A 13,621-nucleotide genomic window follows, 5' to 3' on the forward strand; every position below is an offset into this window, starting at 1 on the left:
CTCTCCATTGTCGACTGTCGGTTTTGCCCGACAAGCAGGTTTTCAGTCAGAAGAACTTCAAATCCTCGGCGCGGCCGCCGCGCAGCACGGTAAGGTATTCGATCGCCACGAACAGCCCGCCGGCGACATAGATTTTTCGGTTCAACCGGCGCGCCAGTCGCTGGCTGATCTCGATCGCGTCCTCGATGGTGGCGGCGACATGCAGCGTCGCCTGCGGATAAGCGCGCTCCGCCGCAGCCGCGATCAGTTGCACAGCGGCGCCCTTGTGATAGGCGCGGGTGCAGACGATGGTGTCGAAATGCGGCGCCGGCTGCTGCGCGATGTCATCGACGCTCTTGTCGCCGGACACGCCCAGCACGAGAAGCCAGCGCTCGTCGCCATGGATGGCCCGCAGGCTCTTCAGCGCCTGCGCCACGCCATCCGGCGTGTGGCCGACGTCGATCACCGTCAGCGGATCGGCCTGCACCACTTCCAGCCGCCCCGGCCAGCGCGCCGTGCGCAAACCCGCAGCGATGGCAGCGTCGACGGTCTCGTCGGCGTTCGCCGGATGCATCCGCTTCGACCACAGCAGGAAAAGCGCGGCGGCAATGGCGGCGTTGTTGAACTGGAAGTCGCCGAGCACGCTCATCTCGAGCCCGTGGATGCGGTGGCCGCGGAACGACAGGTCGAACTGCTGCCGCGTCGCCGACATCGCCTCGTTGCGGATCGCGATCTGCTCGCGCACGTAGATCGGGGTGACCTCGCGATGGCGAAGATATTCGCCGAGGTGCCGCTGCAGCGGGCGGCAGTTCTCGCCATAGACGATAGTGCCACCGGCGGCACAGGCATCGCTCTTGTCGGAGGCGATCAGCTCCAGCGAATGGCCGAGCAGGTCGACGTGTTCGTAATCCACCGAGGTCACGCAGGTGACGGTCGCGCCGACCAGGCGCACCGGATCGTAGCGGCCGCCAATGCCGGCCTCGAACACCGCGAAGTCGCAGTCGCTCTCCTGGAAGTACAGGCAGGCCAGTGCGAATTGCGCTTCGAAGGCGCCGAACGTTTCGTGCAGCCCGCTGCGGCCGAGATCGACGATGGCGGTGGCGACTCTCAGCATCAGCGCGGCCAGCTCATCGTCGCCGATGGCGACGCCGTCGATCTGGAAACGTTCATTAAAGCGTATGAGATGCGGCGATGTGAACAGCCCGGTGCGCAGGCCGCCGGCGTGCCCGATGCTGGCGGTGAAGGCCGCGGTGCTGCCTTTGCCATTGGAGCCGGTCACCACCACGGAGCGTTGCCGCAGGCGTTCGCGGTCGACGCACAGCGCGGCCAGCAGCGCGGCGAGGCGCGACAGGCAGATGCCCGCGCCGTATTTCGGCAGGTTAAACACCGAGCAGGCCCGTCGCAGCAAAGGTATGCTGCCAGATCGCCAGGATCAGGTCGGCGCGATCGCTGTCCTCGAGAAACCGGATCGACGGATTGGCATTCACTTCGATGATCCTGATGTTGTCGGCCTCGCCCGCGACATCGGTGAACATGTCCACGGCTGCGGCGCGCAGGCCGAGCGCGCGGACGGCCTGTGTCGCCAGGGCAAAGGCGGCACGTTCCGCGCCGGGCGCTTCGAATAGCATGGATCCGCCGGCACTGCGATTCATGCGGCCGGGAATGTCGCGCCGGGAGCCCGCCGGCAGCACGACATCGCTGTCGCCGGACTCTGGCTGCCCCAGCGTGACCGGTGAGAGGCCACGGGATTGCAGGGCGATATCGTGGTCGGCGAGCAGTTCGGAGATGGCGTGCGTCCCGTCGCCCACCAGCGATGGCGGCAGCTTTCGCGCCGAATAGAGGATCCGGTCGTCCAGCACGAAGATCCGGTATTCGCGTCCTGACACGACCGGCTGCAACAGCACCGCATCGTAGTAGCGCGCGACCTCGTCCAGGTAGTCCGCGAGGCCGCTCTCGGTGTCGATCGTCTGCGCAAAATCGCCGCGCGATCCGGCCAGCGGCTTGAGGAAGGCGACGCCGCCGAGCTGTCGGAAACAGGCGACGACATCGGCGCGCTCGTGGCCGGGCGGGCGATGCGCGCGGTGGCGCTCATGCAGGAAGAAATACTGCCCGCCGAGCGTCGGCAGTCCGGCGCGGTCGAGGGCCACCTGGGCGAAGTATTTGTCGCCCGCAAGCGTCGCTGCCGTGGCGGAATTCTGCGGATAGAACGAGCCGCGCCCGGCGCTGAAGCACACGCTGTCGCCGGCCGAGCTGACGCGGAAGACCAGTCCCGTACCCTTGTCGAGCTCCTCGAACCTCAATCCGAACGTGGCGCAGGCAAATTCGGCATAGATCGTCTGGTCGGGGTAGAAGGCGGGTTTTCCGGCCCGGAATTTCTGCAGGCTTGGCATCGGGCACCGGTTTGGCGATCCCCTGCGGGCCGCTCGGTCTGCTTTGTCGGATGGCCGGACACATTACCGGATCGCCGAAGCCGCTTCCACAGCGGAACGCTGCGAAATTTAATGTCGATTTGTGCCTTCACGACGCAAGTTAATTCGCTGTCGCCCTGCGCCCATCGCATGGGTTACCTGCTTTTGGAATTATTCCGCCCGCGAGTCCGAATCCGCAATTGCGCCGCCGGCGAAGTTTGACTAATTGTCCCGTTACGCAAGTGCGAGATGCCGAATTCTTCAATTACTGCAACGGTTTCTTGACCTTTTAGGGCGTGGAACGACAGCTTTGTTCCACAAAAGATACGCAGTGGAAAATCAATCTCATGAGCGCGTTCAATCAAGAGACGATTCTGTCTGTCCAGCATTGGACGGATACGCTTTTCAGCTTCACCGCCACCCGCAGCCCAAGTTTCCGCTTCCAGAACGGGCAGTTTGCCATGATCGGCCTCGAGGTCGACGGCCGCCCGTTGCTGCGCGCCTACAGCATGGCGAGCGCCAACCATGAGGAAGAGCTGGAGTTCTTCAGCATCAAGGTCGCCGACGGTCCGCTGACCTCGCGGCTGCAGAAGATCAAGGAAGGCGACAAGATCCTGGTCGGCCGCAAGGCGACAGGCACCCTGGTTGCCGACAACCTGCTGCCCGGCAAGCGTCTGCTGCTGCTGTCCACCGGCACCGGCCTCGCGCCGTTCGCGAGCCTGATCAAGGATCCCGACATCTACGAGCGCTTCGAGACCGTCGTGCTGGTGCACGGCTGCCGGCAAGTCTCGGAACTCGCCTATGGCGAACGACTGGTCGACAAACTGGCCAAGGACGAACTGTTCGGCGAGCTGATGAAGGACAAGTTCATCTACTATCCTACCGTGACGCGCGAGCCGTTCCGCAACCGCGGCCGGATCACCGACCTGATTACATCGGAGCAGTCTGTTCAACGACAGCGGCATGCCGCCGCTGGACATCGCGACCGACCGCATCATGATGTGCGGCAGCCCGCATATGCTGGAGGACCTCAAGGTGCTGCTGGAAACGCGCGATTTCACCGAAGGCAGCCACAATACGCCCGGCCATTTCGTCATCGAGAAGGCTTTCGTCGAGCGCTGATCTTCCGCGAGACATGATTGCACTGCACCGCAAAACCCGCGCCCTGGCGCGGGTTTTGTCATTCGCGGGAGTGGGCAATCCCTGTAAGGATCAATTGATTGTCACTTCCTGCGGTCGGTATCCTGACCCAAGCAGTGTAACAATTGATCGCCCGCGGCCGTAATCGCTGCGCAAATGATGTCACGGATGGGTCTTATGGAAACGTTGATGCTCCCCTTCTCGCCGCGCTTCATCGTTCTGACGATTTGCAGCGTGGTGACGGTGCTCCTGATCGGCATCGCGCTGTCCGACCACAAGGTGTTCGACCTGGTGCTGATCCCGACTTTGGTGTTTGCCGGGCTGACTGCGCTCGGTATCCGCGATCTCGTGCAGAAGGATCATGCGGTGCTGCGCAACTATCCGATTGCCGCGCATCTGCGCTTCCTGCTCGAGGAGATCCGGCCGGAGATGCGGCAGTACTTCTTCGAGAGTGAAAAAGACGGCATGCCGTTCAGCCGCGACACCCGCGCCGTCGTCTACCAGCGTGCCAAGATGGTCCTCGACAAGCGTCCGTTCGGAACGCAGAAGAACGTCTACGAGCAGGGCTATGAGTGGATGCACCATTCGGTGGCACCCAGGCCGCACGCCAGCGAAGCGTTCCGCATCAACGTCGGCGGACCGGACTGCGCCAGACCTTATTCCGCGTCGGTGTTCAACATTTCCGCCATGAGCTTCGGCGCGCTCAGTCCCAATGCCATTCGCGCTTTGAACGCCGGCGCCAGAAAGGGCGGCTTCGCTCACGATACCGGCGAAGGCGGCGTCAGTCCGTATCATGAGGAGATGGGCGGCGATCTGATCTGGGAGATCGGCTCCGGCTATTTCGGTTGCCGCAATCCTGACGGCTCGTTCAATGCGGAGAAATTCGCGAAGGTCGCGGCGAGCGATCAGATCAAGATGGTCGAGCTCAAGGTCAGCCAGGGGGCCAAGCCCGGCCATGGCGGCGTGTTGCCGGCGGCCAAGGTGTCCGAGGAAATTTCCCGCATTCGCGGCGTCGGCATGGGCGAGGACTGCATCTCCCCGGCCTACCACAAAGCCTTCTCGACCCCGGTCGGCATGATGGAGTTCATCGGCGAGATGCGGCGGTTGTCCGGCGGCAAGCCGGCTGGCTTCAAGCTGTGTATCGGCCATCCCTGGGAGTTTCTGGCCATCTGCAAGGCGATGCTGCAGACCGGGATCTATCCGGATTTCATCGTCGTCGACGGCAACGAGGGCGGCACCGGTGCCGCGCCGCTGGAGTTCATGGATCATCTGGGCATGCCGATGCGCGAGGGCGTCAATTTCGTCCATAACGCGTTGGTCGGCATCAACGCTCGTGACCGTATCAAGATCGGTGCCTCCGGCAAGATTGCCACCGCCTTCGATGTTGCCCGGGCCATGGCGATCGGCGCCGACTGGTGCAATTCGGCGCGCGGCTTCATGTTCTCTCTGGGCTGCATCCAGTCGCTGAGCTGCCACACCGATCGCTGCCCGACCGGTGTCACCACGCAGGATCCGACCCGAGCCCGCGCGCTGGTGGTGCCTCAAAAGACCGACCGCGTGCATAACTATCACCAGGCGACCTTGCATGCGCTGGCCGAACTGATCGCCGCCGCCGGCCTCGATCACCCGCAGGACATCCGGCCGATCCATTTCTCGCATCGCGATTCCGGCAGCGACGTGCATTCGTTCACGCGGCTTTATCCATCGCTGCGGCCGGGCGAGTTGATCGACGGCACCGGCGACGCCCGCTTTCGCGAAGCGTGGAATATGGCCAGCGCCGAGACGTTTGCGGCGGTGAGCTAGACTGTCGTTCCGGGGCGCGTGCGGCTGACGCCGCCCAGCGCGCCCGCAATGACAGCGATCAGAACTCGCCGTGCAGCCGTCCCGAAAACACCGACACAGGACCGCGGTCGGCATTGTAGGCGGGATTGGTGATCGGCTGGTAGTCGGCGGTCAGAGTCGGCTGCTTGTTGAGCGCGTAGGCATAGTAGGTCTCGAGCACGCGTTCGCGGCGGTAGTTCAACTGGCCATCGCCGATCAGGACGCCCAATCCGCCGGCCGCGATGAAATCGCGATGATCGTTGGACAGTCCGTTGATGGCGCCGCCGATGCCGACGACGTCGTCGGGCCGACCCCAGCGCGTGCCCTTGATCGACGTGCCGAGCGACAGGCTGGAATCAATGTCGGTGAAGGCCATGATCTCGGTCTTGCCGTCGTTCCAGCTCCAGCGCGCGAACAGGCCGACGTCGTCGTTAAGCGCCTGCTCGAGGCTGACGACGTAGCCATACTTGATGCGGCCCTGTCGGGTCTGTGCAATGTCGAGATTGAATGCGCGATTGTTCAGCGTATCGCGATAGCTGCCTGAAAACGCGCTGTTCAGCCAGGCGATCGTCCGGAGTTTTCCGGGCTGCGAGAAGAGCGTGTAGCGTGTTTCCAGTTCGAGCACATAGCTGCCACGTTGCAGAATCTTGGTGTCGAAGTTGTTCGAGTTGGAGACGTCACCCATCAGGAAATAGCCCGCGCGCAAGGCCCATTGCTTCTGGTTCAATTCGGCGGTGGCGCCATAGGTCAGGCCGACCTTGTCGGCGGAATAGTCGAAGGCGCCGGGCGCCCACATCGACCAGTTCATGAAATCCTTGCGGGTGTCCTTGGCGTAGGAATTGCCATCGAAAATATCCATGACTGCAAATTTGCCGGCCTGCACGGTCAGCCTGTTGACATCGACCTTGCCGCCTAGCTGGGTCGGGCCGCTGGCGAGTTCTTCCTGCTCGCCGCCGAATCCCCAAGTCTGGCGCAGGATCAGCCGCGAGGTGTTGTAGTGCGGATAGGGGAAGTTCGATTTTTGCGCCTCGCCGTTGGGAAAACCGGCGGCGCCAACGGTGTTGTTGAGTCCAAATCCCTGCAGCAATTCGGGATTGTAGTAGACCTCGCCGCCCTCCCAGAGCCGCGCATTGAGGAACAGGCTGTTGCTCCAGGTCGCCTGGTACTGCGAGGCTGGCGTGAAGCTGTTGGTGCCGGTGTAGGGCGCGCGGAACGACGGGTAGCCCTGGCCCAGATAGGTCGTCTGGCCGTGAATTTCCCAGCGGTTGGATTCCGGGTCGGTGATGCCGGCCAGCTTCGGCAGACTGCCGGGCGACCAGTCGATCTTGCGGTTGAGCCCGACGCGGAGCATCTGGAAATCTGTCGCGGACTGATACTGCGCGCCGGATGCGAACTGCACATTGGCGTCGCCAAAACGACTGTAGAGATATTCGACGCGCGCCGTCCAATGCGGAGAGAACGCATATTCGACGCCGGCGCCCGCCGCCCAGCCGAGCCGCATGTTGACCTGTTTTTCCCGGTCGCCGACTGTCGGCGTGTTGACAAAGCGCTCGCCGATGAAGGCCAGTCCGCCGGTCGCATAGGTCAGCCACGGGCCGGCAACCATGCCGAGCCGTCCACGCAGGGTGCCGGAGAAATCGACCTGATCGAGAATCTGCGAATTCGCAGAGCCCACGTTTGCGGCGATGGAATTGCCGTCGATATAATTGGGAAACGTCACGTCGGTCTCGAGGCCGAGCAGCACCCCGGATGGCAACTGAAGGTTATAACCGGCCTGCAGGCCGCCGACCGGTCCGCCGAAGCCGTTGCTGACGCCTGTGGCAGCCGGATCGCGCAAGGTCGCGTTGGCGTTACCGCGGCCATAGCCGGCATGGGCGCCGAGGTAGAATCCGGTCCAGTCCACGATCGGCTGCAGCCGGGGCGCCTTGACGGGCATTCCAGGCGCGACGTCTGCGGCCCCTGCCGAGCCGCTGAACACGACCGCGCTGAGCGCGCATCCAATCCAGAGGCGCTTCATGAACGGATCCAGGGGGTCGAAAGGGCTCATGCCTGTGTCATTTCCGATTTTGCCTGTCCCGAACGTCGGTCGGGCCAGTGGCGTCGCGCTTGGTCCGCGCAACGAATGAGAGCACGCGCGGTCCGTCTGGCTTGCCGCATCGCACAATTGCCTCAAACGCCGGCGGAACCCAACCAGTGTCTCGCGACCATGCCCAAATATAAATGCAACTAATTCGCAAGAGCAACAAGCAATTGCGTCTATGCTCCTGAATGGCATGCGAGTGTGACGGTTGGGTCACAATCGGCTCGCAAGGACCCGGGCGAGAGACGGTGGTCAAAAAGATGACCCGCCCGGGGGGACAACCGGGCGGGTCGGTGCGACACGGGGTGGATGAGGCGCCCGTGCCGGACGCGAATCCACATCGATCAGATCAGGGCTCAGTAGTTGCAGGTGCGGACGCGGCCGACATAATTACCGTAGGCATCGAACTGACGGACCCAGCCGCAGCGGCGATAGGCGTAGCCATTGCCGTAACCGTAGTAGCCGGTCTCGCTGGCGGCGATGGCGCTGCCGACGGCAACCGCACCGAGCACGCCGGCGGCGACGCCGAAACCAACGCCGGGACCCTTGGCCTGGGCCTGTTGTGTGGACGACGCGACGGTACCGGTGACAGCGAGCGCGGCGAGGGCGAGAGCAGCAAGCTTGGACTTGATCGACATGGGAAACTCCATCCTGTTGAAGCGGCCATCGTGGTCCGCATGACAGTTGGTCGAAGCGTTTCCGGAGCGGGTTCGAAACTGCATCATGGAAATTTGGTTTCAGCCGCGTGTCGTCGTGGTGCGATCCGCGCGCGGCACGAAACAGTTGCCGCAGTGCTACCGGCCTGCGTCGGGCCTGTTTGCCAACGCCGCCAGATCGAAGCGGCCGACATCGGCCAGCAATTCGCAGAAGGCGCGCGCGCCATGGTCGAGCAGCGCCTCGCCCTTTTCCGCCGAGGCCTGGGTGGCATCGCCCACCGCGCCGCTCACATGCAAATCCTCGGTCTGCCAGGCGAACGGTGCCGGGCGATGCGCGGACAGCCAGCGAAAATCCTTGTCCATGGACGCAGTCGCGGCGGGGAAATCTGCGATCTTGTCTCGACGCACATGCTGCGGATACGCCGCCAGCATGATCGATGTCTCCACCGCGCCGCCGTGAATGCCGTGGCGCAGCTCGTCGGCGGTGAACAGGCCGTCCGGCGCGCCGAAGCGATTCCATCCGGTGGTTACCGCGAGCATGCCGTGGCGGGCACGCAGATCCTGCGCCACCAGCGTCATCGCCGCGCTGTTGCCGCCATGGCTGGTGACCATCACGAGCTTTCTGATGCCGGCTCGGGCGAGGCTTTCGCCGATGGCCATCCAGCCTTGCAGCGCCGTCTCGGTGGTCAGCGTGAGCGTGCCCGGAAACGCCAGGTGTTCGGTGGAAATGCCGACCGGCTGCAGCGGCAGGAAGGTGGCGGGCAGGGCGGCCGGCAGCAGGCTGCGAACACGGGCGAGATAGGCCTCGGCGATCAGGACGTCGGTGCCCACCGGTAAATGCGGACCGTGCTGTTCGGTGGCAGCCAGCGGCAGCACGGCGATCCATTGCGCCGTGTCGGTGGCTGCCATGTCGGGCCAGTGGATCCCGGTCCAGTCGCGGGAGGGAACGTCAGAAGTCATCGCACGAAATGTTTCTTTGGCTGAATTCGCAGGGTAATTTGTCGCGGTTTCCCACCGTGGGTGGTCAATTCGGCCCGGGGCCTGTACCACCCGGCTGGCTTCATCATGGGCCAAAACGATCAACGGAGTCCAATCATGAGCCCGCTTTGTCTGCTGCGAGCGTTAACATTTGGCGCGCTGGCCATGCTGGCCGCGCCGGCGCACGCAGAAACGCTCGACAAGGTGACGTTCGGCACCAACTGGGTCGCCGAGGCGGAGCATGGCGGCTTCTTTCAGGCCGTCGCTGACGGAACCTACAAGAGCTACGGGCTCGACGTGACCATCGTGCCGGGGGGGCCGAACATCAACAACGGCATCCTGCTGGTGGCCGGCAAGCTCGATTTCTACATGAGCGCCAACACCCTGAAGTCGTTCGACGCGGTCACCAACAACGTGCCGCTGGTCACTGTCGCTGCGATTTTCCAGCGGGACCCGCAGGTATTCCTGGTGCATCCCAATCCCAAGGTGACCAAGCTCGAAGACCTCAAGCCGCTGACCATCTTCATCTCCAAGGAGGGAGTCGCCGGCTACTTCCAGTGGATGAAGAACGAATTCGGGTTCAGCGACAACAAGGTCAAGCCCTACACCTTCAACGCGCAGCCGTTCCTGGCCGACAAAAACAGCGCCATGCAGGGCTATGTCACCTCCGAGCCTTTCGTGGTGGAGAAGCAGGCCGGCTTCAAGCCGACGCTGATCCTGCTCGCGGATTATGGCTTCGATGGTTATTCCACGCTGATCGAGACCCGGCGCGACCTGATCGACAAGAAGCCCGACCTGGTGCAGCGCTTCGTCGATGCCTCGATCATCGGCTGGTACAATTATCTCTACGGCAACAACAAGCCGGCCAACGACCTGATCAAGAAGCTCAATCCGGAAATGACCGACGACGTGCTGGCCAATTCGGTCGCCAAGATGAAGGAATATGGCATCGTGGATTCCGGCGACAGCCTGCGCGACGGCATCGGCGCCATGTCCGAAGCCCGCGTCGCCAGCTTCTTCGACAAGATGTCGCGCGCCGGTGTGGTCAAGCGGGATATCGATTTCCGCAAGGCCTACACGCTGCAGTTCGTCAACAAGGGCGTGGGCCTGGATCTGCGGTCGAAGAAATAACGCCGTGACCGGTCCCGCTTTGCCAGATCTCCCCGCAGCCGCGCCGGCAGGCGTGTCGGTGAGCCTGCGTGGCGTCACCAAGGTCTATGACAATGGACTCCGGGCACTCGGCCCGCTCGACCTCGATGTCCGCAGCGGTGAATTCGTTTCGCTGCTGGGATCGTCGGGCTGCGGAAAGTCCACCGCGTTACGACTCATCGCCGGCCTGTCGGCGCCGACCGCGGGCACGGTGCAGGTGTCGACCCGCGCCACCGGCCACGCCATCGGTTTCGTGTTTCAGGAGCCGACCCTGATGCCGTGGAGCAGCGTGCGCGACAATGTCCGGCTGCCGCTGAAGCTGGCTCGTGAGCCGCGGGGAGCATCCGATCGGCGCGTCGACGCCGCGCTGGCGCAGGTCGGTCTCGGCGAATTCGCCGACGCCTTTCCGCGCGAATTGTCCGGTGGCATGAAGATGCGGGTGTCACTGGCGCGGGCGCTGGTCACCGATCCCGATATCCTGCTGATGGACGAGCCCTTCGCTGCGCTCGACGAGATCACCCGCTTCAAGCTCAACAACGACCTGCTGGCGCTGTGGCGTCAATTGCGCAAGACCGTCATCTTCGTCACCCATTCGGTGTTCGAGGCGGTCTATCTGTCGCAGCGGGTGATCGTGATGAGCCAGCGCCCCGGCCGCGTCAGCGCGCAATTCCCCATCGAGGCGCCGGAGCTGCGCGACGACGATTTCCGCACCTCGGTTGCCTATGCCACCCGTTGCCGCGATGTCTCGCTGGCACTGGCTGAGGCCGGTGACGCCGGGAGTGGCGCATGAGCGCGCTGGAAAAGGTGCCGGATCTGTCGATCGAGTCCGAGGTTGCGCGCAACGGCCGTGGTCGCTGGGCTCAGATCGTTCTGCCGGTCGTCGTCCTGCTGGCCGGCATTGCGGCCTGGGATCTGGCGGTCCGTCTCAACGGCATCCCGCCCTATCTGCTGCCCGGTCCCGGGCTCGTGTTCCGCACGCTGATCGCCGACTGGTCGATCCTGTCGGAATCGCTCGGCGTTACGCTGCTCACCGCGTTGGAAGGCTTCATCGCCGCGGCCATCGGCGGCGTGGCGCTGGCGCTGCTGTTCAGCCAGTCGAAGTGGCTGGAATATTCGCTGCTGCCCTATGCGATCGTGCTGCAGGTGACGCCGGTGATCGCCATCGCGCCGCTGATGCTGATCTACCTGCCGCAGCAGACCGCTGTCGTGGTGTGCGCCTGGATCGTGGCGTTCTTTCCAGTGCTGGCGAACACGGCGCTCGGCCTGCGTTCCGTGGACCGGAACCTGGCCGGCCTGTTTCAGCTCTACGGCGCATCGCGCATGCAGACCCTGCTGTATCTGCAGCTGCCGGCGGCGCTGCCGCTGATGCTGGGCGGATTGCGTATTGCCGGCGGATTGTCCCTGATCGGCGCGGTCGCCGCCGAAATCGCGGCCGGCGCCGCAGGAGCCGGCTCGGGGCTTGCCTACCGGATCTCGGAATCCAGCTACCGGCTCAACATTCCCCGGATGTTCGCCGCCTTGCTGTTGCTCTCTGCCGCAGGGATTGTCATTTATATGCTCCTCGCGCTGGCCTCGCATCTGATGTTGCGGCGATGGCATGAGAGTGCACTGCGAAAGGAAAATTGATGGCTACGGGAATTTCGTCGGAAAAGATCGATCTGCTGATCTACGGGCCGAGCAAGGCCACGGTCGACAAGGGCTTTTCCGATCAGTACGTGCTGCACAACGCCGAAACCCAGCACGATCTCGAGCGGGTGCCGGCGGACGTTGCCGCGCGTATCCGCGGCATCGCCGTCACCGGCCAGGTGCCGGTCAACAGCGCCGTGCTGTCGGCCTATCCGAAGGCCGAGATCGTTTCCAGCTTCGGCGTCGGCTACGACCACATCGACGCCAGATATGCCGCCGACCACAACATCATCGTCACCAACACGCCGGATGTGCTGACCGAGGAAGTGGCCGACACCGCGCTCGGCCTGTTCATCGCGACCGCACGCGAATTCATCAAGGCGGATCGCTATGTCCGCTCCGGCCTGTGGCTGACGCAGCCTTATCCGCTCACCGTCGGCTCGCTGCGCGATCGCAAGGTCGGCATGGTCGGCATGGGCCGCATCGGCCAGGCCATCGCCCGCCGCCTCGACGCTTCGCTGGTGCCGGTGGTGTATCATTCGCGCAAGCCGGCGGACGGCGTTGCCTACAAGCACTATCCGAACCTCATCGAGATGGCGAAGGCGGTCGACACGCTCATCGTCATCACGCCGGGCGGGCCGTCCACCGCCAACCTGGTCAATGCCGAGGTGATGAGTGCGCTGGGTCCGCGCGGCATCATCGTCAACGTGGCGCGCGGCTCGGTCATCGACGAACCGGCGCTGATCGCGGCGTTGAAATCCGGAACCATTCTGGCGGCCGGGCTCGATGTCTTCGCGCAGGAGCCGAAGGTGCCCGACGAACTGCGCGCCATGCAGAACGTCGTGCTGCTGCCGCATGTCGGCTCGGCCTCGGTGGTGACGCGCAACGCCATGGATCGGCTGGTCGTCGACAATCTGAAAGCCTGGTTCGCCGGCAAGGCGCCGATGACCCCGATCCCGGAGACTCCGGTCAAGGGCCGCTGACCATGCGCACCGCGTCCTGCTTCGGTTTCGTTCTGGCGACTGCGGCCATGCTGGCCGGATCGCCAGCGCCGGCGCAGGACGCCAGCCTGAACAAGAGCATGATCGGGCAGTGGGAACTGTCCACCACCGAGCGCAGCAAGACCTGTGTGGTGACGATAAAGCCCGATGTCGTGCCGCGCGGCCTCAAGCTCGAACTCGAACCGGATTGCGCCAAGGCGTTGCCGTTCACCGGCGCCATCAAGAGCTGGAGCATCAAGGGCCTCGATATCGTGCGGCTGCAGGACGCCGCGGGCGAGCCGGTGATCGACTTCACCGAGGTCGAGAGCGGGATCTTCGAGGGGTTGCGCAGCGGCGAGGGCGTCTACATCCTGCAGAACCTTGCGGCCGCGCGCTCGCTGGCGAAGTCGATGGATCAGATGATCGGCGACTGGTCGATGGTCCGCGGCAACGGCAGCGTCGTCTGCGGCCTGACCCTGACCAACACCGAAGCCGCGCAGGACAGTTTTGCCGTCTTCCTCAAGCCGCGCTGCGATCCCACGGTCGCCAAATTCAATCCGACGCTGTGGCGGCTGGAGCGCGGCGAGTTGCAGATGATGTCGTCAAGCGGCGAGGTCTGGCGCTTTGAGGCCGACGACAACGCGCAATGGCGGCGTGTGCCGGACAGTGCCGATCCGCTGATATTGTTGCGGAATAATTAGGGCTCGTTCCATCGAGGTTACCTCATCCTGAGGAGCGGTCGGCTTCGACCGCGCCTCGAAGGATGGCTGCATGGTCCTAATGGTTCGAGACGCGCGCAAGAGC

General features: G+C 63.8%; 11 protein-coding genes and 1 pseudogene. 7 read left to right on the forward strand and 5 right to left on the reverse strand.

The features are described 5' to 3' along the window. Window positions 1-46 precede the first annotated feature (46 nt). Together ACUXVA_RS09275 and ACUXVA_RS09280 are read right to left on the reverse strand one after the other, a co-directional pair. Entirely contained in the window at window positions 47-1,387 is a 1,341-nt protein-coding gene (locus ACUXVA_RS09275) for a bifunctional folylpolyglutamate synthase/dihydrofolate synthase (RefSeq protein WP_445491767.1), read from the reverse strand. Next, the gene (locus ACUXVA_RS09280; RefSeq protein ID WP_265080565.1) at window positions 1,359-2,369 is read right to left on the reverse strand and encodes an ATP-grasp domain-containing protein; all 1,011 of its coding nucleotides are present in this window, start codon (window positions 2,367-2,369) and stop codon (window positions 1,359-1,361) included. Before ACUXVA_RS09280 ends, ACUXVA_RS09275 begins: the two co-directional genes overlap by 29 nt. Before the next feature lie 365 nt (window positions 2,370-2,734). Here ACUXVA_RS09280 and ACUXVA_RS09285 point away from each other — a divergent pair. Continuing rightward, window positions 2,735-3,509, forward strand: a pseudogene (locus ACUXVA_RS09285) (ferredoxin--NADP reductase). 174 nt (window positions 3,510-3,683) lie between these two features. Further along, a complete protein-coding gene (locus ACUXVA_RS09290; RefSeq protein ID WP_445491770.1) occupies window positions 3,684-5,330 on the forward strand; it encodes an FMN-binding glutamate synthase family protein in 1,647 nt (548 codons plus the stop codon). Between the two features lie 58 nt (window positions 5,331-5,388). Here ACUXVA_RS09290 and ACUXVA_RS09295 read toward each other — a convergent pair whose 3' ends face one another. From ACUXVA_RS09295 to ACUXVA_RS09305, 3 genes are all read right to left on the reverse strand, one after another. Beyond that, window positions 5,389-7,365, reverse strand: a complete 1,977-nt coding sequence (locus ACUXVA_RS09295) for a carbohydrate porin (protein ID WP_445491772.1) — start codon at window positions 7,363-7,365, stop codon at window positions 5,389-5,391. 419 nt (window positions 7,366-7,784) lie between these two features. After that, window positions 7,785-8,066 carry a hypothetical protein gene (locus ACUXVA_RS09300; RefSeq protein ID WP_265080563.1) on the reverse strand — a complete coding sequence of 94 codons (282 nt, stop codon included), beginning with the start codon at window positions 8,064-8,066 and terminating at the stop codon, window positions 7,785-7,787. Window positions 8,067-8,222: 156 nt separating this feature from the next. Next, a complete protein-coding gene (locus ACUXVA_RS09305) occupies window positions 8,223-9,044 on the reverse strand; it encodes a creatininase family protein (RefSeq protein WP_265080562.1) in 822 nt (273 codons plus the stop codon). A gap of 135 nt (window positions 9,045-9,179) precedes the next feature. Here ACUXVA_RS09305 and ACUXVA_RS09310 point away from each other — a divergent pair, with 135 nt between their 5' ends. The 5 genes from ACUXVA_RS09310 to ACUXVA_RS09330 are packed head-to-tail and all read left to right on the forward strand — an operon-like array spanning window position 9,180 to window position 13,518. Next, window positions 9,180-10,193, forward strand: coding sequence for an ABC transporter substrate-binding protein (locus ACUXVA_RS09310; protein WP_445491775.1), 1,014 nt, complete (start codon window positions 9,180-9,182; stop codon window positions 10,191-10,193). A gap of 4 nt (window positions 10,194-10,197) precedes the next feature. Then, a complete protein-coding gene (locus tag ACUXVA_RS09315) occupies window positions 10,198-11,001 on the forward strand; it encodes an ABC transporter ATP-binding protein (protein ID WP_265080561.1) in 804 nt (267 codons plus the stop codon). Continuing rightward, the gene (locus ACUXVA_RS09320; RefSeq protein WP_265080560.1) at window positions 10,998-11,837 is read left to right on the forward strand and encodes an ABC transporter permease; all 840 of its coding nucleotides are present in this window, start codon (window positions 10,998-11,000) and stop codon (window positions 11,835-11,837) included. The genes ACUXVA_RS09315 and ACUXVA_RS09320 overlap by 4 nt, the downstream gene beginning before the upstream one ends. After that, a complete protein-coding gene (locus tag ACUXVA_RS09325; protein WP_445491777.1) occupies window positions 11,837-12,820 on the forward strand; it encodes a 2-hydroxyacid dehydrogenase in 984 nt (327 codons plus the stop codon). The genes ACUXVA_RS09320 and ACUXVA_RS09325 overlap by 1 nt, the downstream gene beginning before the upstream one ends. 2 nt (window positions 12,821-12,822) lie before the next feature. Next, entirely contained in the window at window positions 12,823-13,518 is a 696-nt protein-coding gene (locus tag ACUXVA_RS09330; protein ID WP_265080558.1) for a protease inhibitor Inh/omp19 family protein, read from the forward strand. Window positions 13,519-13,621 lie beyond the last annotated feature (103 nt).

This window comes from Rhodopseudomonas sp. RCAM05734, assembly GCF_052658035.1.